This is a genomic window from Candidatus Woesearchaeota archaeon (assembly GCA_016188115.1).
Lineage (GTDB): Archaea > Nanobdellota > Nanobdellia > Woesearchaeales > GW2011-AR9 > JACPIK01.
The window spans coordinates 1185036-1207237 of the sequence record JACPIK010000002.1 but is presented as its reverse complement, the minus strand read 5'-3'; the positions used below and the strand labels follow the sequence as shown (position 1 = coordinate 1207237).

Genomic DNA, 22202 nt, shown 5'->3' with positions numbered 1-22202 from the left:
GATAATACTAAAAATAGAACAGAAAGGAGACTAATATTAAATTAATATTAAACACCATGCTTACAATCAAAAATCTATCTGCAGGATACTTAGAATTAGCTATTTTACATGAAGTTAATCTCTCTGTAGGTAATGAAAAAATCGTTGCGTTAATTGGACCAAATGGTGCTGGTAAAAGCACTATTTTGAAGAGTGTGTTTGGACTCGCAACGATTACGAAAGGAGAAATACTTTTTCAAGGAGAGGATATTACTAAACTCGAGACCCATCAATTACTAGAACGAGGCATAAGTTATGTTCCCCAAGGACGAATTAATTTTAGTGATTTAACTGTTGAAGAGAATTTAGCTATTGGTGGAAAGGGACTTAGCGAAGAAGAATATAGAGAACGTCGCGCGCATGTGTTTACATTGTTTCCAGTTTTAACAAAGAAGATTCATGATCGAGCTTTCTCGTTAAGTGGTGGTGAGCAACAGATGTTGGCATTAGGTCGAGCATTGATGCAAAAACCAACGCTGTTGTTGCTTGATGAACCCACATTAGGATTAAGCCCTAAATTACAAAAAGAATTATTTACGTTGTTGCAGCACATCAGGAGTGTTGAACATATTTCTATCTTGATTGTAGAACAGAATGCCAAGAAAGCAATTGAATGCGCTGATCGAACGTATTTGTTAGAAAATGGAGAAGTAGTGTTGGAAGGCGGTAAAGAAATTGTGAAGAATACGAAGATCCAGCAGGTGTATTTGGGTGGGAGGTATTAGCCTATTTTAGTATGCAGCACCATAATATTTTTATAAAAACAACAGAAATACAATTGTATGTCATTATTTCAAGATGCATATGCTATGGTTAGGGAAACAGGTAGGCAACTAACACATGCTGATTCTTGGCAAGAATTTCCTCACGCAGTTCATGATATCATTGTAGGTTCACGAGTAAAACCAAAAGAAGAAGGATTTATGTATGCTGATCTTCATGCTCATGTTGATCGACGAAAACCGATTACACCTATTCTTTACAAAGCTGCAGAACAAGTTGATATTCTAGCATTTGTTCGATGGCCATTAGTCTCGGATGTTTATAATCTAGGTATTGGCGGCGCAATAGAAAAACTAGAGCAAGAACAGATAGAACACTCGCGTATTGGAGAACATCTTGTACGTGTTGAGCTAGATGGAAAAAAACTGTATCTTGTTGGAGCTGTAGAAAACTATTCCCGTGAACGACAGGGTGTTTTGACTTTAGGTGAAGAACAACAATTTGGAGAGTATGATCTTTCTTTGGATTATTTAGTAAAAAGAGCGCAAGACATAGGAACATTTTGGTTTTTGGATCATCCCATGACTATTGATGTTGCCTCGGCGGTTTCGTTTCGTCTTCCTACTCCTCAAGAATTGCAAATTCGTAGAGGGTGGTTTGAAAAATATAGACCAGTAATTGAAACCGGAAATCACGCAAATACGCTCCATATGTATCTTTCAAATGTTCTTGCGAGAAGAGTGGCTGGCGAAATGGGATTAGTAGGTATTGCTAACTCTGATTCCCATTTCAACGTAAAAGATATAGGTCGGTCACACACAGCTTTTCCTCAATATTTTTTAGATGATAGTTCACAAGAAGCATTTATAGAGTCACTCAAAATAGCATTTTCTCCATCGAATAGAAATAGACTTATTGTTGAAAGCAATTATGCAAGCGTATGGAGTTTTGGAAAGCATCTTCTTGCAAGGATACGAAACGATTAAGTACCTAAAACATACCCAAAACATTTATAAAACACCCCCTATCCAAGAGCTTATCTTTTAGGAGGATCACTATGGATCAAAAAATCTGCTCAGCTACCAAACGCCGCACTGAAAACGATCGCGGCGCAGTGGAATTTCTCTGCCCAGCTTGTGGAGAACGAAAAATTATTCGCAGCACATATGCGCGTGTTAATGCAATTAAATACGTTTGTGAATGCGGCTTTATCGGACCAAATTAAGATGATGAAAATTTCGCAGCTTTCATTGCTCTTTAAGACCCCACTGGTCTTTTTTAAGAAGCAAGTGAAAGAGAATTTTAGCAGTGTTTTTCTGTTTAATCTTTTACTGATTGCAATAGGTTCGCTTTCAGCTGCTCCTATTTATCTTCGAGAGTTCTCTTTGTCAATAGGATGGCTTCCAGTGGTATTTGTGGGAAGTATAGTGGTTAGTCTGTTCGTCTTTTTTATAATTACAGGATTAGTGCATCTCTCTTTACGACTTTTTCGTGGAGAAGGATCATACACAAATACGGTTCAAGCATATGTCTATGGAGGATTACCTTCATTTTTGTGGGCAATACCCGTTAATGCAGTTAGCTACTTTTTGCCGCAAACAACCGCTATTAGTTTAGTGTTACTTTTTGTTTCACTTCCAGCCTATGTTTATTCTATTTATCTTAGATTAGTTGGAACATCATTGTACCATAAAATGGGAATGGGAAAAGCATTTGTTGCTTGGCTTGCACCCTTGGTCATTTTATTTATTATTGCTGTTGTAATTGCAGCATTCTTTATGATTGCTGCTGTTAGCACAACATTAGTTTAGGAGGTTAAGAATATGTCACGCGCTGTTGTAACGTTTAAAATTATGCCTGAGGATCCAGAAGTCCAATTAGAACCAATCAAGGCAGAAGCTCAAAAAATTGCGAAAAATGCAGGAGCAATTGGGGATACCAAAGCAACGGAGGAACCATTTGCTTTTGGTTTGAAGATTGTTCGAATTTTGGGCATGTTTAATGTAGAAACATCTGATTTTGAAGCTATGGCTGAAGAAATGGCTCGACTTGAAGGAGTTCAATCTGCAGAAGTTGAGAAAATGGATTTAGCTTTAGGATAAGAATTTTATTCTGATTTTTCTTTTTTATTGTGATTTCATTGTCTTTTTATAGTCTTTCTTTTTTGATTAATTGATGGAACTTACCGCTACAACATTTAACAACACGCAATCTATTCCCTCAAAATATACCTGTGACGGACAAAATAGCAGTCCAGAACTAACTATCCATAACGTCCCTGTTGACGCCAAAAGTTTGGTCCTGATTATGGATGATCCAGATATTCCTGCCGAGATTAAAGAGCAACGAGGGATTGAAGTTTTTGATCATTGGATATTGTTTAATATTCCACCGTTGATTACACAGATTGTAGATGGAGCAGTGAAAGGCGCGCTTACTGGACGAAATAGCGCAGGCAACGTCTGTTATCATGGACCATGTCCGCCTAAACAGTATCTACCAAACGAGCACCGTTATTTCTTCAAGTTGTATGCATTGGATAAAATGTTAGAACTCAAAGAGGGTGCAACAAAACACGAAGTTGAGAAAGCGATGCAGGGACATATTGTTGCGCAGGCTGAATTAGTAGGTAAGTATAAGAGAATTTAGGACAGAAATAAGAGGAATTGTTATTTACTAGATAATTGTTATTTACTAAACTATTGCCCCATCTTGACAATTTCTTCGAATTCTTCTCTGGTAATGGGTTGAATAGAAAGACGTGTACCTGGTTTGATTAAGACCATGTTGTTGAGTTTAGAATTCTTTTTGATTTGATCTAATGAGATAGGACGTCGGAATTGAGTGACGAATTTGAGATCAACCATATACCATGTTGGTTTTTCTCTTTTTGATTTAGGATCATAATGTTTATCCTTAGCATCAAACGCAGTATGATCAACATATCCTTCTTTTACTACCATGGCTACGCCTGCTGCAGCTGGGGGATTGGCGTTGCTGTGGTAGAATAGTACCATGTCACCTTTTTTACATTGATCACGCAGAAAATTGCGTGCTTGAAAATTACGCACACCATCCCAACTGGTGGTTTGATTGAAGCACTGCTTAAGATGTTCAATACTAAATGTAGAGGGTTCTGATTTGAAAAGCCAATAGTTCATCATAGTTTTTCAAGCACCTTAAAAATATCTTCTCGTGATAGTTTTGTCTTAATTCCGTTTGGATCACAATGTGTTCTCACACCTTTTATTTTAGCAAGAACATGTTCAATTCGAGGAGGATTTATTTTAAGCAATCGAGAAATTTCATGCAGATTATAAAATCCAACGCTACCAAGAGTAGATTCTTCTTGGAGTGTATCGAGAAATTTCTGTTCTTCAGAAAAAGGATTTTCTTTACACATAGATTTGAGAAGTTTTGAATCAAACAATGGTCCAGTCCAGAGGGGACCGGCGTATTCAAATGAGCTGCCACAGAGGCATGACTCGCGGTTGTACTCACTGGTTTTGTAGCTTAAACATTTCTTGCACCATAAAAAGTATTGATGTTGTTTAAGTAATTCATCACAGCGTTCTTTGCCTTTGCTTGCTTCACAATAAACACGAAAATAGTGATCTTTATGATAAGACAATATAGGCACAAGCGCTTTGTCAAATTGAATGCCTTGAAGTTGAATACGACGAATCAAAATACGCAACCCTATTTCGTGCATCATATGATTTTTCAATGGTTTTGCCCAATATTTGCGCGGCGTTACTTTTGCATATGTTCCAGTGAGCGCAGCAGTATCTGTTGCAGTAACTGCGAGAATCCCTCCTCGTGAGATTCGTGCCACGGCTGCGGCGAGAAATGGGTTAGGTGTGCCAAAAGGGTCGATGTCAAGGTAGTCGTATCCTGATCCTTTAAGTAAGAAGAGGGAGGCTTCTTCTTGACTAAGATGAATGGTTGAGGAAGAGATATGATTCTGTGTCAGAGTGTTTGTAAAATCAGTACAGAAAGTCGGTTTCATATCGTTAACATGAATTTCTTTGATAATACCTTTGTGGAGTTCTTTACAGAAACGCAGTGATCGAATACCTGATCCTGCAAGTGGATCAGCAATTTTGAGATCTTTTTTATTTCGCGCGTTGAGGAGAAGAATAGAAATATTACGATTAGAAACCATAACGGGGTTATAGAATACGGGCATTTTCGCCGTTACGTCACCTTTGGGAAGTTCAACATCGAGTTTAATGGAATGTTCAGTGAGCATTGGCAAAAGGAAAGAGAGACGTAGTTTAAAATGTTCTGATTTGTTGGTTTATTTTTGCATGTCGCGGGCGAGAAGCACTAACCCGTTAGTAATGGTGTATCCGTTGGTTGGACCAAATGATCGTTCCAAAGGATCCGCATCATTCTTTCTCATTACGCTGTAGACAAAGACACCAGTCCTGATCGGAGTAGGAGTATATGTTGGTCGATTTCCAACTCCAAAATTTCCGAAGCCATGGAATTGCTTTCTTGGTGGATTATTTGTGTGGCGTTCATAATTCCCCGCAATAGGGTTAAATGAGAGTAACCGTTCTAATGATTGTTGGGCTGAAACCAGAGCTGTGGGATAAGAAGGTATAGATGAAGCGCGGGCATATGTTGGATCTAACTCTTTAAACACGGTTTGTCCTTGTTGTCGGAGATGAAAACCCCAGGCAAGAACATCGCTAGATTGTTGAGGAAAATAATTTTCCGTTGTCCCTTTTGTTAAAACAAGACCTATTGGAACTTGTGTTGCTTGATAGTTTCCACGTAAAGGAACTTGCCCTTGCTGATCTTGTAGATATTGCCAGACTTCATGAGGAGTTGCTACACGTAATCCTTGAGCAAGAGAACCTAATCGGAAGAAAACCATTTCTAGTGCGGCAATTTGTTGATAGTTACTGAATAAGATGGGAGCAAAAGCATCATTTGATGCATCATTAGATTTTAGTTTAAGATATTCGAGTTGTGTATTTGCAAGATCACAAAGAGTAGAGCTACTGATTCCTTCAACACCAAGAACTGCGGGCTCATTATTAAAATATCCAAATATGGTTGATGATGGTTTGATAGACGCAACCGGAGGAGCATGATTGTCCATAAGATCCGGTTTAGAACCTATTTTTTAAAATGTTGGGAAGATTATACGGCAAGCTGGAGTATATGGTAAGCTGAGTGTTTACTTTAACTCTCGATAAATATCAATGCAGGTTACGAGCATCGCAAGAATAATAGGACCAACAAAAATACCTAAGATGCCAAAGACGCTAATTCCGCCCAATACTCCTAAGAAAATAGCAAATGAAGACATCTTAATTTTATCTCCAATTAATTTTGGTTTAAGAAAATTGTCAATTGAACCTAGAATGACAAATGAGAGTAATGCAACGATTCCTGCTTTGAGGTATGCTCCTTGTAAGAGTAGATATAATACAATTGGAATCCATACTGCAGGAGAGCCGATAAGGGGGATCAACGCGGCAATGGCAATGAGAAGTCCGAAAATAAATGAGAACGGTATTCCTGCAGCAAAGAAGATTATTCCCCCTAATAACCCTTGAAGAATTGCAGTGATGATATTTCCTCCAACTACTGCCCGAATAGTATTTTCAAAACGGTCCAAAATCTGTTTCTTGTGGATTTCATCAAGAGGAAGAAGTGATGCCACCCGCTGCGTTACTTCTGCTCCAGACCCAAGAAAATAAAATAAAGAGAAGGAAACGATGATGACAAAAAGAACAAGCGAGGTAATGAATTTCAGAATGTCAAGTGCGCCTTGCGTGATGAATAGACCTACTTTGCCTGCAACCTCTTGTGCTTTTTGCTGAATTTGTTCTATTTCAACTTTTTGGATAAATCCACACCAAGAGCTAGGGGTGGGAGAAGTTGAGCATTTTTCTAGAAGAGCAGTAAATGTTAAGACGTATTCATCGGCATTGTCGTAGAGAAGCTCAGCTTGACCAACGAGTGGAAATATGAAGAGAGCAATAAGAGCAAGGAGTAATAAAATGGTTGTGAAGCCTACAATGCATTGGGCAAAGAGCGGTCGTTTAACCCATGAAAGTACTTTGCGATATGCAGGCATGAGAAAATATGCCAACAACCCGCCAACAAAAATAGCCGGAAGATAATCACGCAGCATATATGCCGCTAGCGCAATAATAATCACGAAAAATACGAGAAACATCCGTTTCTTTTGGGCGTAGTTTAGCTGCATCTGGTTAGTAGGATAATCTTAGAAGATAAAAAGATACCGGAAATTGGTAAGAATTTTCGTATTTTCCAGGATTTAGAAGAAAGAGGGAACAAAAAAATTAACTCTTCTTTTCAGAGGGAAAATATGCTAAAGGAATGCCGTAAACCGCTGTACGTTGTCCAATTCCTGCATCTACTCCGATTGTTTTTCCCGCAATATATAATGCACCAATACCTTCCGGAAGACGATTTGCTTGATAATTAAGATCCCCACTATTAACAGTAAAACCTTCAGAGACGAGTTCTTTTAGAGAATTCCAACTAAGACCCCATTTTGTTTTAGGTTGATAATCCCCACTTAAAACACTAGACTGTCGATCAGGAGATACAGATAATACTACTTTATAACTTTGAGAAGTATCTCTTTGAACACGTAATGAAGAAGTAGGAATAAATAAGTGAGTATTTTGAGTATCTCCTACATTGGACACTGAACCTGTTAAAGACCTTAGGTTTAATTCAACTTCTAATGATCCTGAATGATAACTATGACTCACTCGACCTGAATTTAAAATTAAGACCAACGTGGCGGCATTGTTTGCGTTCCCCGTTTGCGCTACTTCATCAGGATCTGCAATGCGATAAAAAGGTTTTGTTGAAGAATGAGTAGGATATAATTCACTTAATACTGTTGCAAGCGCAGCTATGTCTACTACACTTGCCCCTTTGCGATCTAGTTCAACATTAATTCTCGGAGGAAGTAATGTGTTTGCTTGGTGTATAATTTGTTCTCCCGTAAAATAGCGTGTTCCTTTTGGTTTAGAATAACCATTATTAGAATTGTTAGGATTATCAGTGACGACTTGATCTTGATCAAGGACAGAATGACCATCAGGATGCCATAGTTTAGAGGTTGGCCTGAGCCAGAAAATATTTGCTTGTTGATTCACTTTTATTGATTTGCGTGTATACCACTCCTCCAGATAATTGAAATGATTGAAATTATTGAATGAAAACGTCTCGCAGAACAACTTGCTAAAAAAGGTTTCGGTTTTGGAAATGGTTGCAAGCCGCACGAAGATTTAAAAATAATTAGATGTCAATCCCACCATGGCCACTCGTAAAGTTCTCGTCGCAACTCTAGGACATGTTGATCATGGTAAGACGTCGCTGCTAGATAAAATTCGACGCACGGTCGTTGTTGCAGGAGAGGCGGGAGGAATTACTCAGGCAATTGGTGTCTCAATTATACCGTTAGAGACTATTAAGAAAATTTGCGGGAAACTTCTGGATGTGTTTAAAGGAAAGTTAAATATGCCCGGTCTTTTGGCAATTGATACTCCTGGTCACGCCGCATTTACATCACTGCGAAAACGCGGTGGGAGTCTTGCTGATATTGCTATTTTAGTGGTGGATATTAATGAGGGATTTAAACCACAAACGATTGAATCGATTGAAATTCTCAAAGCTAACAAAGTGCCATTCATTGTTGCAGCAAATAAAATAGACCTTATTCATGGATGGAAATATGATCCCTCAAAGTTTTTATTAGATAATATGAATGCATTATCTTATGAGATGCAAGGTCTTTTTGAAAAAAAAATGTATGATCTCGTTGGTCAATTCTATGAACATGGGTTGCAAGCGGAACGATTTGATCGAGTGCAAGATTATACTAAACAGTTAGCGATTGTGCCCCTCTCAGCGCATACGGGACAAGGAATTCCGGAGTTATTAATGGTGCTTACAGGTCTTGCACAGCGCTATTTTGAACAAAAATTAAACATTGATGAAACTGGTCAGGCACGCGGCACCATTCTTGAAGTAAAAGAAGAAAAAGGGCTTGGTATGACGATTGATACAATTATTTACAATGGAACTTTACGCGTAGGTGATACTATTGTTGTAGGAAGTCTGCAAGGTCCTTTTGCAACAAAAGTACGAGCATTACTTGAACCGGCAGAACTTGCAGAGATGCGTGAGAAAAAAAGTAAATTTCAAAATGTAAAAGAAGCTACCGCAGCAACAGGGGTTAAAATTTCTGCCCCTGGTCTTGAAGCAGCAATGGCAGGAATGCCTGTGCGAGCTTGTTCTGGTACACCAGAAGAAATTGATGCGCTTAAGCAAGAGATTGAACAGGAACTAGGAGAAGTTCTCATAGATGAATCTGATGAAAGCGGAGTTATGATTAAAGCAGATACAATTGGCGGACTTGAAGCATTGCGTATGCTGCTTAAAGATAAAAATATAGCAATTGCGTCTGCATCACTAGGCGATATCACTAAGCGTGACCTTTCCCGTCTCGAGGCGTTACGTGATAAAGACGAGTTTACTGGCGTGTTATTAGGATTTAATATGAAAATTAATGCGGAGATTGAAGAATTAATCAAAGTTAAGAAATTAAAAGTGATTGTGCGAGATGTTATTTACAAGATTATTGAGGATTATGAAGAATATCTTAGTTCCTTACGAAAAGAAGTAGAAATACGAGAGTTGAATTTATTAGTTCGTCCTTGTAAATTTTTGGTTCTTAAAGGATATATGTTTCGACAAAGTAATCCCGCAATTGTAGGAGTAGAAATTGAGGTTGGTAGAATGAAAACGGGAGACCCTTTGATGAATGATAAAGGGCACAAAGTAAGTTCAGTTAAAAGTATGCAAGAAGGAACCGATTCTGTTACAGTGGCACAACAAGGAAAACAAGTAGCATTGGCTATGGATCATGTGACTATTGGAAGACAAGTTAATGAAGGAGATTTTATGTTCACGGATATTCCTGAGGATCATTTCAAGAAACTTAAAGAGTTGGCAAAGCATCTTACTAAAAATGAAATTGCGGTTCTGAAAGAAATTGCAGAATTGAAGCGTAAAGAAAACCCCGTTTGGGGTGTAGGATAAGTATAATAGTAGGAGATATGAGAGAGAGAGAGAGAAATCCAATAAGTTCAAAGAAAAGATAATCAAGGAAAAATCAAAAAAGAGTGATGGAAAGATTGTGGAAAAGATAATTCGGACTAAATTTTTGCTTTTGGGACTGTTCTTAATTATTATTGGTGTAGCGATTCCTGTATTATTATATGTTTTAACACCTTTTTTTGCAACTGATTTTGAATATCATTTTTTTAGTTTTCCGGCATATACGTTGATGTTGCTTGCAGGATACATTATCTATAATCGTGTGGTTCTTCGGGGAGTAGATATAACTACTCAATGGCGCAGTCGGATGTTATATATGTTGGGAGCATTGTGTTGCTTAGGAGTTTATATCTTTGTGAGAGTGCAATATGAAATTACTAATGCAACGTGGGGAAGTTTTGTAGTTCTGTTTGTATTATTGTATGGGTTGATGTCACTGTTTATTGCTTGTGTTTTGTTTGGGACTCGATTTCTTGAGAAAACATATCATTCACTGTTTATTATTGCAATTATTGGGTATTTATATTATCTGATTACGACTATTTTATGGGCGTTTTGGGAACCGCTTGCGATTACTGCTTCTCGAGTCGCAATATGGATCCTGCATTTTTTTTTTGACACTGCCACAATGTCCATGACAGGTACATCACCTCAACTCCAAGTTAATAGTTTTAGCGTAATCATTGGTCCGCCTTGTTCAGGAGTTGAGAGTCTGAGTATGTTCATAGGGTTGGCGATTCTTCTCTTCGTCTATGAACATGATACTATTCACATGAAACGAGGATTACTTGCAGTGATTATTGGCCTATTAGGATCATTCTTTCTTAACATTATACGCATTGCTGGAATTCTTGCTATAGGCACATTTAATCCAGACGTTGCGTTAGGTCTGTTTCATTCTCACGCAGGGTGGATTTTATTTAGTGCGTTTGTGTTGCTATTGTTGTGGGTATTATATCCTTGGATCCATATCAAAAAGAATATGTCACATAGATAGAGACATTTTATAAAAAACTGCACTTGTGAGATATTGAAAGATTAAATGCAAAAATTAACCATTCTTAACAGTCGGGAGATAAAGAAGATTCGTGAGATGTTACTAGAAGACTTTGATTATTATCCAGAAGGAGATTTTGCATTATTATCAAATGAAACCCAACGTATTTTTTTAGTGAATAGGGATATTGCCAGATTGGATTTAGATCATCTTAAAATTGATCGAATTGGGTTATACTTAGGGGAAGTGCGCGAGACGCAGTTTCGACTTAGTAAAGAAGGAGCGCAGTATTTGATGCATAAAGCAAGTCAAGAGGGGAAGCCGGTTAAACATACTGTAGAACTAAACGCTGAAGAAGTGAAAAGTTATTTTGAAGGAAAGGATCTTAGTAAAGATTTAGGTATGCGTAATAATTTGATTATTCTTCATCATAAAGGAATGGTGTTAGGATGTTCTCAATATAAGGAAGGCAAAATTCTTAACTTCCTTCCTAAGATGCATCGAGGAGAAGTCATTGTTTGAAATGTTGAGTGAGTATGAAAATCATTTTTAGTTATTTTTATTAGTTTTTTAAGAGGTAGTTTTTTGATTTAATGATGCAAAAGGTTTATGAAGAATCGTCTCTTAAAATGTCTGGGTGGATTTTATGAAACGACGAATAGAGACTTTTACGTTTTTAATAGCATTGGTAGCTTTACTTTCAGTTTTCACGCAAGCGGCGTGTATAGACCAAGATGCTGATGGAGTTTGTAATAATTTTGATAACTGTGTAGGAATGCCTAATCCGGACCAAACAGATAGTGATGGGGATGACGCAGGAGATATTTGCGATGTGTGTCCTGGTTTAAATGATCGCGTTGCAGACGCAGATGATGACGGTGTGTGTAGCAATGCAGATAATTGCCCAGATCTAGCTAATCACAATCAAGCGGACGCAGATCGTGACGAGACGGGAGATGTGTGTGATATTTGCCCATTAGATGCTCAAAATCAATGTAATATCTGCCCTGATGACGATAATGATAACGTATGTAATGATAATGATGAATGTCCATTAGATAATCAAAATGATGCTGATAATGATGGCGTTTGTGGTAATCGTGATCAATGCCCTGGTGAGGATGATAATCTTGATGCCAACAATAATGGCGTGGCGGACTGTGAAGAGCCAGAAGACGCATTGGAATTACGTTATGAAGAATTAGTTGCTCGATTTAATCGATTACAAGACAAATTTAACGATTTAGAAGACGATCTTGATGAAGCGCGCGATGATGATGATGAAGATGATATTGATGACGCAGAGGAAGATTTACGGGAATTACGCGATGATGATCTTGACGATTTGCGAGACGATATTGACTCTTTATTAGATGATGTGCGTGATGACAACCAAAATCGTGATGATTTAGAAAATAGGTTGGATGACCTTGATGAAGATGTTGATGATTTAGAAGATGATATTACTGATGAGCTTACAAATGACCGTGATAGATTTGATAATCGAAATGATCAAAGGTATGTTGCAGTAGAAGAATCAAATACAGGTTCTTATCAACCACCTGCTGTTTCTTCATCAGCACCAAGAGCACGAGATCCAGTTCAAGTAACTACCTACAGCTTTCCACCTACATATGCAGCAAATCAAAATTTTATACCTGCTGTGACCACTCAATCAACTCAACAAGGCTTTACTTGGGAAGAGTATAGGTCTTCTTTTTGGTTAGGCGCAGGGATAATTGTATTGATTGCAGTGTTGATATTTCTGGTAGCAATGCTCGTGCGACGACGTTAATTTTTCTTTATTTTTTACATCTTTTCTTTGGTTTAATTGAAGGGCCTTCTGTGAGAATGTTATTGAATGACTACTTATAAGTTACAATTTGACCAAAAGATTTATATATTATTTCGCTACTTATTAGTAAAAACTATTAGGTGCACACTATGAAACAACGAACTGTATTCGGATTTTTCCTCATGTTACTAGTAGGAATGCTTACAGTAAGCGCTGTAGCAGTTCCTGTTATTCCAGCTGGACCAATCCAAATTCCAGGATTAAACCCTGCTGTACAACCGATTAATGCAGACCCTATTCAATTACCTGCTCAAAATCAACCTGTTAACCCAGGTCAACCTATCTTTGGACCTGTTATTCCAAGAATACCAGTAAATCCTCCTGCTATTGTTCCAGGACCAATTCTTCTCCCAGGAAATCTAGGACCTCTCTGTTTAGATTCTGATGATGATGGAATCTGCAGAATTCTTGATAACTGCCCTAATGTGGCAAATCATGATCAAGCTGATGCTGACAATGATGGTGTTGGTGATGCATGTGAAGTAGCAGAACCTGCTGATGCAGACAATGATGGCGTTATTGACGCAGAAGATAACTGCCCTAATGCAGCTAACGCCGACCAAGCTGATGCTGATAATGATGGTGTCGGAGATTCATGTGAAGCAGCTCCAGAAGATCTTGATGCTGATGATGATACCATTCTTAACGCTAACGACAATTGCCCTAATACGGCCAATCAAAATCAAGCTGATGCTGATAATGATGGTCAAGGCGATGCGTGCGAAGTTGATCCTTTAGTTGAACGCTACAATGAACTTGTGGCAAAACTTGATGAACTTGAAAACAAATTTAACGATTTAGAAGACGATCTTGATGAAGCTCGCGATGACGATGATGAAAAAGACATTGACGATGCAGAAGATGATCTTAAAGATCTACGCGATGATGATCTTGATGACCTCAAGAAAGATATTGAAGATCTTAAAGATGATATTGATGATGCTGATGGAGACTACGACGATCTTGAAGATGATGTAGATACTCTAGAAGAAGATGCTGATGATCTTGAAAAAGACATTAACGATGCCCTTGGCGAGAATAATGATGATACCATTAACCGCGAAGGCTTTGAGTCTGGTCGTGAAGGATCTGTTCAAAATCAACCAGTTCGTCAAAACCCAGCAGCTCAACAACCTCGTGATCAAGTAGAACTAAACACGTTTAGTTTCCCTACCCCCACCCCAGTAGCAACTGTGGCAGCTCCCGTAAATCAGCCTGTTCAAGGTGAATTTGTCTGGGAAGAATATCGCCCTTTTGTTTGGATTGGCGCAGGTATTGTTGTTTTGCTTGCTATAATCATTTTTATGATTGCAGCAATTTTACGACGATAAGTTTTTATTTGTTTTATTTTTTGTTATCTTTATTTTTAGTCATTATAGGTGACCCATGTTTACACCCTATCGAGTGAGTCATTGTCCGTTCGATTCATCAGTATTCTTTCTAGACCAACATAAAGAGGGCAGTATGACCATACGTGAAGGACTAGTAAGTGTTGTAGGAGGATTATATGCTGTTCTCCATCCTCCACTTGATGGAGTAGGTTTGCGCGGATATCCTCGAGATAAACGAGATTATGTGATCCATGCATCTTTAGCTTCTTTTAGGTATCAAGAGCCAGATAGACGAACATGGTGGCAGCGTTTTCAAGGACATTTCGATGGGCGTATACCAACAGATATAGAAGCAGAAATGTTACAATTGGATAGAACACTTAAACGATTTTCTCTCAAAGATAAGTTTAAACCTCAGGAGGGGTATGTTTGTCAACTCGACACCACAAGAAGAAAAATCGACCTGCAGTTATTTTTTCATATTGTGGCAGACAATCATCAATACTTACAAGAACAACAAGTTAGATTATGGTAAGAACCCTTATCTCAAGACATCCTCGATAGGCTTTTTGTTTTTTGTTGCGGGTTGGGCTTTTGCTTGTGCTACAAGATCAACGCCTAATTTTTTGAGTTCTTGCACATGCATCTGCATAAGTTGTTCAACAATTTGCAAGATGCGTAGCATTTCTTCGCGTTCTTTACTTAGGGTTGCTAATGAACCTTTATGAAATCCAATACGTTCTTGAGGAGAAGAATCTTGATTTGAGGATTGGCTTGATGTCTTTAAATCTGCTTTTTTAGCTGCTGCCATGGGATAGGTAATAGGCTGAAGGTTTATTAAGGTTTGCTCCTTCCCTTCTGCAATGGGCATTTTTGATAAACTGCTAGGGCGTAAAGATGAGCCAAATATTGATTTTGATGCACTTACTAAACATGAATTAGAACGGGATCCGTTTAAGCCTCAAAGTGATCCTTTTTCGCCCCAGACTGATTCGTTTGATCAACCTAGTTCAGCATTTCCTTCTACCCCTACATTTACCACTCCAACTAGACCGTCACCTTATCAAGAGCCGCATTTTTCATCGCCTGAACCACCGCGGTTTAGTTCTTCATCACAAAATGCTTCCGGACCATATGGGAGAGACAAAGAATTGGAGTTGATTAATAGTAAATTAGACACTATTAAAGCGATGCTTGCCGCAATGGAACAACGTCTTAATTCTTTAGAGCAGCCACCTTCTCAAGAACGGCGACGAGTATGGTAAGAGTATGGTTAAAAAAACATATTTCTGGATGTTTGCAACTGTTGCAGTAATAATTGTCTTTTTAGATCAACTTACCAAATGGCTTGTGGAGATGTATAAACCTATTTGGTCTGTGTCAGTATTTACTCTGCATTATGCAACAAATACGGGAGCAGGATTTAGTATTTTGCAGGGGAGAGCATTTGTTTTAGGGTTTATTTCATTGATTGCAGCAGGATTAATTTTGTGGCAGTATGATACGTTTCCTGCGAAACGCTGGGTACAAATCTGTTTAGGGTTAGTGTTAGGGGGGATTGTAGGAAATATGTTAGATCGTTTTTTTCGAGAGTATGTGATAGATTTTCTGGATTTTTCTTTTTGGCCTTCATTTAATGTTGCTGATGCAGCGATTAGTGTGGGGATGATTGGGTTAGTAGTATGGTATTGGAGAGAAGAAAGAGTAGAAAAAATGGTGAAGTGATAGTTTATTTAGTGATTTCTTTGAGTAGTTGTGGAAACGTGGTGTAACCAGCACTAGGTTGACATAAGATATTTAGAAAGAGAATTAATTAAAAAAGTATTGGTGAAAAAATCTATTTCAAATCAACGCAGGTATGCGCTTTATAGCCCTTTTCCCAGGCTTCTTCTTTATCTTGGAACCATACGCGACGTTTGCTAGAGATTTTTGTTGCCCATTCACATTTTGGTTCGTGATATTGATTGCTTTGTTTGCTGGCGAGATATTTTCCAGGGGAATGTTCAACTTTCACTACGGTTTTTGCTGCAATCGGTTTGACCACAGTGGTTTTTACTTCTTCCACTGGTTTAGGCATAGGAGCATCAAACACCATGCTATGTGGTTCGCTGCTGGTTACTTTGATAGATCGATGTCGTGGTGGCATGCTCAGAAAAAATCCTATTAAAGCAACGATCAAAAATGGCACAACATTTTGAACACCGCGTCCAGCAATAAGTAAGACTATTTCTAGTACTATAAAAAGTAAGAAACCGATGAAAAAAAACATACGGCCCTTGCCTTGAGCAAAAGTGATGAATCCTACTGTGAAAATGATTACTGCAACCAAGAGTAAAAGCACTTGAAGCACAAAAAAGTTAGTTGAACTTAAGCGAACGAGCAATGCTGTCCCAATAAGAAGTAATGCGCCCAAAACGCCGTATAATGCAAGCCAGGTTGATGAATTTGACATAGTGTGTTTAGAAGAAAAATGGTATTTAAGGATTTCGTTGATTGAATCTTATTATTAGACTATTACTTTAGGAGATATTAGGAAGAAATACTTAAAATTCATTTTCAATATTTTTGAGATAGCCTTTTTTACGTAAGAAGTCAACTTCTGCTTTGCCTTTATATTTGTGAACAACGTCGCCTTTGTCATCACCGCCAAGATCCCAAGGTTCAATAATGACTACATCCCCTTCGCGTACCCATAATGCGCGTCGCAAGCGACCAGGAATACGACAGATGCGTTCATTTCCATCAAGACAAAGAACACGCATACGACTGCCACCAAGACGTTGTTGAACTATTCCGAGAAGTTCTTTATTCTGAGGAATACGAACACGGATAACTTGTTCTTCTTCGGGAATAAAGTCTTTAGACATAATTTAACAGGGAGGATGATTATTTATAAAGCTTTGCTACAGGGAGGTGAAGAATTATAAATCATGAGGTGATAACCCAAGTATGCAAGAAATTGAAGTCAAAATTCTCGAGATTGATGTTAATGCTATTCAGAAGAAGTTGAAGCAGCTGGGCGCTCGTAAGGTGTTTGAAGGACCAATGTTGGCATCACGGTTTGATACTCCTACTGATGAGTTGGAGGAAGAAGGAAAGATGTTACGCCTGCGTCAACGCGGCGAGATTACAGAGTTAACGCTGAAAAAGAAACCACAAGGTGAAGAAGACAAAAATGCGAAGGTGCGTGAAGAAATCGAGCTTACGGTGTCGGATTATGCAACTATGAAGATGATTCTTGCTTCTATTGGATTAGTTGAGAGTGGAATACAAGAGAAGCATCGCATTTCGTACGCACTTGGGGATGATGTGCACATAGAGATAGATACATTTCCCAATTTGCCTACTTTCTTAGAAATTGAAGCACATAGTATAAAGAAAATTGAAGAAGTTGTTTCGCTGTTGGGATTTACCATGGAAGATACTAAGCCATGGAGTGGGAAGAAAGTGCTGGAGCATTATGCGCAAAAGAGAAGAAAGTAATGACCTCATTCTAAACCTATAAATATTCTTAAATTATCCTTTCCTTCATGAAAAATCAGCTAGTGGCGTCGATTCTTAATGGCATCGCAGATATCTTGGAATTTCAAAATGTGGCGTTTAAGCCACAGGCGTATCGCACTGCAGCACTCACGATTTCTTCTTTGAGTGAAAATATTGAAGATCTAATTGAAAAAGGAATGTTACGAGAAGTACAGGGGATTGGGGAGCATATCGCTGTTAAAATTGAGGAAATTGTTGAGACGGGAAAATTGAAATATTATGAAGAGTTGAAGAAAGAAGTACCTGTCGAGATTCCTGCGTTACGTCAAATTCCGGGACTTGGTCCAAAGAAAATCAAAGTACTCTATGAGAAGTTGAAGGTGCGTACTGTTGCTGATCTTAAGAAAGTGCTAGAACAAAATAAAGTTGCTGGTCTTGAAGGGTTTGGTGTAAAGACACAAGCAGCGTTGCTTGCGGGAATTGGCTTAATTGAGACTCGCGTCAAACGCCATCTCTATGCGGAAGTTGAGCCAGTGGTTGCGTATTTGATATCTGAGTTGAAGAAAGAACGATCAGTACTCAAAGTTGAACCTGCAGGATCATTTGCGCGAGGCAAAGAGACGATAGGAGACATTGATTTGCTGGCAATTTCTGCTAAACCAAAGGAAGTGATGAGAACATTTATTTCGCTACGTCATGTCAAAGAGGTTTTAGTTCATGGCCCTACTAAAAGCTCCGTGCGATTAGATAATGGCATCCAAGTTGATTTGCGCGTTGTGTCAGAAAAAGAATATGGGGCGGCATCGATGTATTTTATTGGTAGCAAAGAACACAATATTGAATTGCGCAAGCTAGCATTAAAGAAAGGGTATACACTTAACGAATATAGCTTGTCAACAGTGAAAGGCGAGAAATGGGTTGCTGGTCGCACACAAGAAGAGATTTATGGCAAGTTAGGGATGTCGTTTATTGAGCCAGAGTTACGTGAGAGTAAAGGAGAAATTGATGCAGCTAAGGAAGGAAGATTGCCAAAGCTGGTTGAAGAGAGAGAAGTTTTGGGTGCATTCCATAATCATTCTACGTATAGTGATGGGAGCGCATCATTACTTGAGATGGCGCAAAAGGCAGAGTCATTAGGTTGGAAGTTTATTTCTTTTAATGATCATTATGGCCCAGTGGGAATTACCAATCCGCTTAATCCAAAGCGAGTTGCTGGTTATCTTGCTGAAATTGAAAAAGTGCGTAAAAAAGTAGGACTGCGAGTGTTTTCAGGATTAGAAATTGATATTTTAAAAGACGGGACGTTACCTTTGTCTAAGAAGGAGCTGGAGAATTTTGATGTTGTAATTGCTTCAGTACATTTAGCATTAGGTATGGAAGAAAAAGAAATGACGACGCGGGTTTGTCGTACTTTGAATGAGTATCCTGTAACTATGTTAGGACACCCTACGGGAAGGCTGTTGAATACGCGTGAACCGATGGAATTGAACAAAGAGAGAGTGTTTGAAACGTGTCGGGACAGAGATGTGTTCTTAGAGATTAACGGTTCGCCTTCGCGCATGGATTTGAATGGCGATCACGTCAAATTTGCTCGCGATCTGGGCTGTCAATTTGCGTTGAGCACTGATGGACATGCACCTAGCCATTTGACATTTTTACCACATGCCGTACGCATGGCACGACGTGGCTGGTTGGAGAAAAAAGATGTGCTGAATTGCTGGGGATTGAAGGAGATAGAGAAAAAATTGAGGAGTTGAACTCAAAAAGGAATTAAAAAATAAAAGATAAAGACTAATCAGTATGTTCTTTCTCTTTGATTATTTCTGCTCTCTGTGTAGGTTGCTTTTCTTTTTCTTCTACTTTTTCATCAACCCACATTTCCCAAGAACTTTCTTCCCCTCCAACTGCATGTTTTATCGAATCAATTTGGTGGTTTAGCAATAACAGCGAACTAGTCATGATAACTAATAAAGCCATCATGACAAATATCATTATTTTATACATTCTTTCCATTTTTTATCTCTCCAGTAATTGATTTTACCATGATTTCATAGGGTGAAACTATATATGGAAGTTCGCGAAACTAATTTAAACAGAAATTCTTTGAGTCAAAATATGAATGAAAAATGGCGTTTTGGTGCTTTTATTGGAGTAATTGGTGCTTTTTTGCTTCTGTTTTATCTTGATTTATTTAGTGAGAGCCCTTCTTCTGTTGGCGGTGATTCTTCTTTCATTTTTTCATCTTACCATCCGTACATAATGGTTTTATTGAGTGTCTTGGCGATTATTTTAGGTGCATGGATGTATTCAACATTGAATGTTGAGATTGATTCCCAGAAAAAGACGATGGGTGAAAGTATCCATACTCTTTTACCTTTGTTGGATAATTCTCAACGAAAAATATTGATTTTTCTAGCACAGAAGAATAGCTCAGTTTTACAAAAAGAATTATCATATATTGAAGGGATGGATAAATTAAAAGTACATAGAGCATTACGCTCTTTGCAAGGAACTGGGGCAGTCATTATTGAAAAGCATGGCAAGATCAATAAAATACATCTTAAGAAAGAAGTCCAGGAAGTGTTGAACGGGGTTGTTTTGTAACATCACTTCAACATAATAATAAAAATTCCCCACTGGTCATCTCCCCCAAAGACATATAAAGGATAGGTTACCCCAAAATTTTCTAAAAAAGGGTGCGTACATGGCTAAAAGGGTTGAGTCTCCGTCTTCAATTAATACGTTTCAACAGTGTAAACGTAAGTATTATTACCAGTACATTGAGAAGCTGCCAACATTTCCTAGTATTCACACGGTTCGAGGAAATATTGCGCATTCGTGTTTGGAAGATTTTTATGAATTAGATGTTTCTGCATTTACTAATGGAGACATGGATTTTAAGTTTAAAACAGCGATGCAAAAGTTATTGTTACATCATTGGGTGCAGTACAAACCAAGACTTACGGAATTAAATTTGAATAAAGATCAAGAACGGTTTTATTTTGAAGAAACGATGTTAATGTTGATGAACTGGACAAACCAATTTCTTGATGTGCTTAAGAAAGAGATTGCAAAGGGAAAGACATTGCAAGAGGCGTTTTATTATCTTACTCCAATTCGAGAACAGGAGTATAGTTCGCAAGAGCATTCAGTACGTGGGTTTATCGACGCCATTCACAAATATGGGGATGAAGTCCATATTATTGATTACAAAACTAATGCGAATTCTGAGGTTAAGGATAGCATCAAGTTACAATTAGGGATTTATTCGTTGTTATATCGAGAAAAACATGGAATAACTCCCCATAAAGTAGGAATTTATTTTTTACGTGACAGATTAAAATTGATGAATGTTGAAGAGGAATTGATCAAAAAAGCACAACAGACAATTGAGAGTATTCATGCTCATACTTCTATTACGGAAGCAAAATCAGATTATACAAAAACGGTAACTCCGTTATGTAAATGGTCGAGCGGGCAATGTGATTTTTATGGTGTGTGTCGACCGCATGATAAAGAAAATGCCTGAAAAGGATATAGGCATTTTCTATAGTAAACCAACTAAGGTTTACTAATAGTCAGCCGAGGGGATTTTCCTACAGGAAAATCAACTTGGATGACTATAATTTCAAAGTTAGCCACAGCAAGCAGCCGAGCATTTCACTTGACTTTGAAATAAAGAGTGAATGGGGCTTATTTACGAATTTTAGAAAGGAAATAAAAAAATTACCCGCCAACAGCATTAATGCTCGCCTGAATGATATCTTTGTAGATGCCTATGTTATCAAGTACAATGGTCTCAATCCCTGCACCAAGAATCAAAAAGATCAATGCAAAGATGAAAAGATAGAGATTAAATCCAAAGACTTCAAAGAAGCGATCTGAAGCAAAGCCCTCTAATAGTACATCTTTAGAAATAACTGAGCCAGAAATAGCCGCAAGGAAATAGGCTATACCTTCAATAATCATGTGAGGAAAGACGACTAACATAACGATAAGAAATACATAGAATGCATTCTCTCCAGAGAATTGTGCTGCGTTCTTCGCGGTGATACCAAAAATGGAGCCCCATACCGAAGCGTTCCATGATATAAGAAAGATTGCACCATCTCCTGTAAGGAGTGCCATAATAAAACAAGCCATGAGGACCATGAAGTTGTTGCTGAGAATACTTGTGAATAAGCTATCAGTAAACGCAATGGCATTTCCTGCAAAGCCTTGACCAAAGCGGATTTCTAATTGTTCACGAAATAATGTATTGGTTTGATACGAAGGAAGCAAAATTGTTCCAATAGAATAAGTAAGAAGAATTCCTAAAAAGATAAAGACATAGACACGCACAACGGCAATGTCATCACGCCAGAGGCTTTTCATGCTTACTTTCTGTTCAAGTCGTTCATTACGTTCTTCAATAGAAAATATTTTGTAGAGCTCTGGAAGCAAGAGCATGGAAGTTATGGCGACCGAGACAAGAGCAGGATCACCCGGAAAGAGAAACGATGCGATAACCATCCCAATAATGGAATAGATAACGCCTAAAATGAATGAAAAAATACCTTTACTTTCAAGCCAGTCTTCTGGGAAAATATGTTCTAATACCATTTCATCAGCTCTTTTTAGATACAAGGAAGTGTTTTTTGGTTTATATAGT

General features: G+C 38.2%; 28 protein-coding genes. 18 read left to right on the top strand and 10 right to left on the bottom strand.

Annotated elements, in window-relative coordinates; all coding sequences use genetic code 11:
* Window positions 1-56: 56 nt before the first annotated feature.
* The 6 genes from HYV86_06540 (at window position 57) to HYV86_06515 (ending at window position 3411) form a co-directional block, all read left to right on the top strand.
* Window positions 57-764 (top strand): ABC transporter ATP-binding protein, encoded by a 708-nt coding sequence (locus HYV86_06540; GenBank protein ID MBI2573496.1) that lies wholly within the window; start codon window positions 57-59, stop codon window positions 762-764.
* A gap of 57 nt (window positions 765-821) precedes the next feature.
* Window positions 822-1748: a hypothetical protein gene (locus HYV86_06535; GenBank protein ID MBI2573495.1), complete on the top strand. Its 927-nt coding sequence runs from the start codon at window positions 822-824 to the stop codon at window positions 1746-1748.
* 71 nt (window positions 1749-1819) lie between these two features.
* Entirely contained in the window at window positions 1820-1987 is a 168-nt protein-coding gene (locus HYV86_06530) for an RNA-binding protein (protein ID MBI2573494.1), read from the top strand.
* Window position 1988: 1 nt separating this feature from the next.
* Window positions 1989-2573, top strand: coding sequence for a YIP1 family protein (locus HYV86_06525; GenBank protein ID MBI2573493.1), 585 nt, complete (start codon window positions 1989-1991; stop codon window positions 2571-2573).
* 12 nt (window positions 2574-2585) lie between these two features.
* A complete protein-coding gene (locus HYV86_06520; GenBank protein MBI2573492.1) occupies window positions 2586-2864 on the top strand; it encodes a hypothetical protein in 279 nt (92 codons plus the stop codon).
* Between the two features lie 73 nt (window positions 2865-2937).
* The gene (locus HYV86_06515) at window positions 2938-3411 is read left to right on the top strand and encodes a YbhB/YbcL family Raf kinase inhibitor-like protein (protein ID MBI2573491.1); all 474 of its coding nucleotides are present in this window, start codon (window positions 2938-2940) and stop codon (window positions 3409-3411) included.
* 50 nt (window positions 3412-3461) lie between these two features.
* Here the strand turns inward: HYV86_06515 and HYV86_06510 are convergent, their stop codons facing one another.
* From HYV86_06510 to HYV86_06490, 5 genes are all read right to left on the bottom strand, one after another.
* Complete coding sequence (locus HYV86_06510; protein ID MBI2573490.1) at window positions 3462-3923, bottom strand: EVE domain-containing protein; 462 nt, start codon at window positions 3921-3923, stop codon at window positions 3462-3464.
* Entirely contained in the window at window positions 3923-5014 is a 1092-nt protein-coding gene (locus HYV86_06505) for a hypothetical protein (protein MBI2573489.1), read from the bottom strand. The genes HYV86_06510 and HYV86_06505 overlap by 1 nt, the downstream gene beginning before the upstream one ends.
* 48 nt (window positions 5015-5062) lie before the next feature.
* Window positions 5063-5875 carry a hypothetical protein gene (locus tag HYV86_06500; protein ID MBI2573488.1) on the bottom strand — a complete coding sequence of 271 codons (813 nt, stop codon included), beginning with the start codon at window positions 5873-5875 and terminating at the stop codon, window positions 5063-5065.
* Window positions 5876-5953: 78 nt separating this feature from the next.
* Window positions 5954-6991 (bottom strand): AI-2E family transporter, encoded by a 1038-nt coding sequence (locus tag HYV86_06495; protein MBI2573487.1) that lies wholly within the window; start codon window positions 6989-6991, stop codon window positions 5954-5956.
* 97 nt (window positions 6992-7088) lie between these two features.
* Entirely contained in the window at window positions 7089-8045 is a 957-nt protein-coding gene (locus HYV86_06490) for a hypothetical protein (protein MBI2573486.1), read from the bottom strand.
* 34 nt (window positions 8046-8079) lie between these two features.
* On the opposite strand from HYV86_06490, the gene infB reads away from it, so the two are divergent.
* From infB to HYV86_06460, 6 genes are all read left to right on the top strand, one after another.
* Window positions 8080-9867, top strand: a complete 1788-nt coding sequence (gene infB / locus HYV86_06485; GenBank protein ID MBI2573485.1) for a translation initiation factor IF-2 — start codon at window positions 8080-8082, stop codon at window positions 9865-9867.
* Window positions 9868-9964: 97 nt separating this feature from the next.
* The gene (locus HYV86_06480; protein MBI2573484.1) at window positions 9965-10882 is read left to right on the top strand and encodes an exosortase/archaeosortase family protein; all 918 of its coding nucleotides are present in this window, start codon (window positions 9965-9967) and stop codon (window positions 10880-10882) included.
* 45 nt (window positions 10883-10927) lie between these two features.
* Entirely contained in the window at window positions 10928-11404 is a 477-nt protein-coding gene (locus HYV86_06475) for a hypothetical protein (protein MBI2573483.1), read from the top strand.
* A 124-nt stretch (window positions 11405-11528) separates the two neighbouring features.
* Window positions 11529-12677 carry a hypothetical protein gene (locus tag HYV86_06470; GenBank protein ID MBI2573482.1) on the top strand — a complete coding sequence of 383 codons (1149 nt, stop codon included), beginning with the start codon at window positions 11529-11531 and terminating at the stop codon, window positions 12675-12677.
* A gap of 149 nt (window positions 12678-12826) precedes the next feature.
* Entirely contained in the window at window positions 12827-14068 is a 1242-nt protein-coding gene (locus tag HYV86_06465) for a thrombospondin type 3 repeat-containing protein (GenBank protein ID MBI2573481.1), read from the top strand.
* A gap of 55 nt (window positions 14069-14123) precedes the next feature.
* Window positions 14124-14603, top strand: a complete 480-nt coding sequence (locus tag HYV86_06460; GenBank protein MBI2573480.1) for a hypothetical protein — start codon at window positions 14124-14126, stop codon at window positions 14601-14603.
* Window positions 14604-14609: 6 nt separating this feature from the next.
* Here HYV86_06460 and HYV86_06455 read toward each other — a convergent pair whose 3' ends face one another.
* Window positions 14610-14879, bottom strand: a complete 270-nt coding sequence (locus HYV86_06455) for a hypothetical protein (GenBank protein MBI2573479.1) — start codon at window positions 14877-14879, stop codon at window positions 14610-14612.
* A gap of 52 nt (window positions 14880-14931) precedes the next feature.
* Between HYV86_06455 and HYV86_06450 the strand changes: the two genes are divergently transcribed.
* Both HYV86_06450 and lspA read left to right on the top strand, forming a co-directional pair.
* Entirely contained in the window at window positions 14932-15333 is a 402-nt protein-coding gene (locus tag HYV86_06450; protein MBI2573478.1) for a hypothetical protein, read from the top strand.
* Between the two features lie 4 nt (window positions 15334-15337).
* Window positions 15338-15793: a signal peptidase II gene (gene lspA, locus HYV86_06445; GenBank protein MBI2573477.1), complete on the top strand. Its 456-nt coding sequence runs from the start codon at window positions 15338-15340 to the stop codon at window positions 15791-15793.
* Between the two features lie 112 nt (window positions 15794-15905).
* Here the strand turns inward: lspA and HYV86_06440 are convergent, their stop codons facing one another.
* Complete coding sequence (locus tag HYV86_06440) at window positions 15906-16520, bottom strand: hypothetical protein (protein ID MBI2573476.1); 615 nt, start codon at window positions 16518-16520, stop codon at window positions 15906-15908.
* Window positions 16521-16611: 91 nt separating this feature from the next.
* Complete coding sequence (gene eif1A / locus HYV86_06435) at window positions 16612-16935, bottom strand: translation initiation factor eIF-1A (GenBank protein MBI2573475.1); 324 nt, start codon at window positions 16933-16935, stop codon at window positions 16612-16614.
* Window positions 16936-17017: 82 nt separating this feature from the next.
* On the opposite strand from eif1A, the gene HYV86_06430 reads away from it, so the two are divergent.
* Together HYV86_06430 and HYV86_06425 are read left to right on the top strand one after the other, a co-directional pair.
* Window positions 17018-17551, top strand: a complete 534-nt coding sequence (locus HYV86_06430) for a class IV adenylate cyclase (GenBank protein MBI2573474.1) — start codon at window positions 17018-17020, stop codon at window positions 17549-17551.
* 47 nt (window positions 17552-17598) lie between these two features.
* Window positions 17599-19308 carry a PHP domain-containing protein gene (locus tag HYV86_06425; GenBank protein ID MBI2573473.1) on the top strand — a complete coding sequence of 570 codons (1710 nt, stop codon included), beginning with the start codon at window positions 17599-17601 and terminating at the stop codon, window positions 19306-19308.
* Between the two features lie 34 nt (window positions 19309-19342).
* On the opposite strand, the gene HYV86_06420 is transcribed toward HYV86_06425, so the two are convergent.
* Window positions 19343-19564: a hypothetical protein gene (locus HYV86_06420; GenBank protein ID MBI2573472.1), complete on the bottom strand. Its 222-nt coding sequence runs from the start codon at window positions 19562-19564 to the stop codon at window positions 19343-19345.
* Window positions 19565-19666: 102 nt separating this feature from the next.
* Here HYV86_06420 and HYV86_06415 point away from each other — a divergent pair, with 102 nt between their 5' ends.
* Window positions 19667-20155 carry a hypothetical protein gene (locus HYV86_06415; GenBank protein ID MBI2573471.1) on the top strand — a complete coding sequence of 163 codons (489 nt, stop codon included), beginning with the start codon at window positions 19667-19669 and terminating at the stop codon, window positions 20153-20155.
* Between the two features lie 100 nt (window positions 20156-20255).
* Window positions 20256-21080 carry a PD-(D/E)XK nuclease family protein gene (locus tag HYV86_06410; protein MBI2573470.1) on the top strand — a complete coding sequence of 275 codons (825 nt, stop codon included), beginning with the start codon at window positions 20256-20258 and terminating at the stop codon, window positions 21078-21080.
* A 197-nt stretch (window positions 21081-21277) separates the two neighbouring features.
* Here HYV86_06410 and HYV86_06405 read toward each other — a convergent pair whose 3' ends face one another.
* Window positions 21278-22153 carry a stage II sporulation protein M gene (locus HYV86_06405; GenBank protein MBI2573469.1) on the bottom strand — a complete coding sequence of 292 codons (876 nt, stop codon included), beginning with the start codon at window positions 22151-22153 and terminating at the stop codon, window positions 21278-21280.
* Window positions 22154-22202 lie beyond the last annotated feature (49 nt).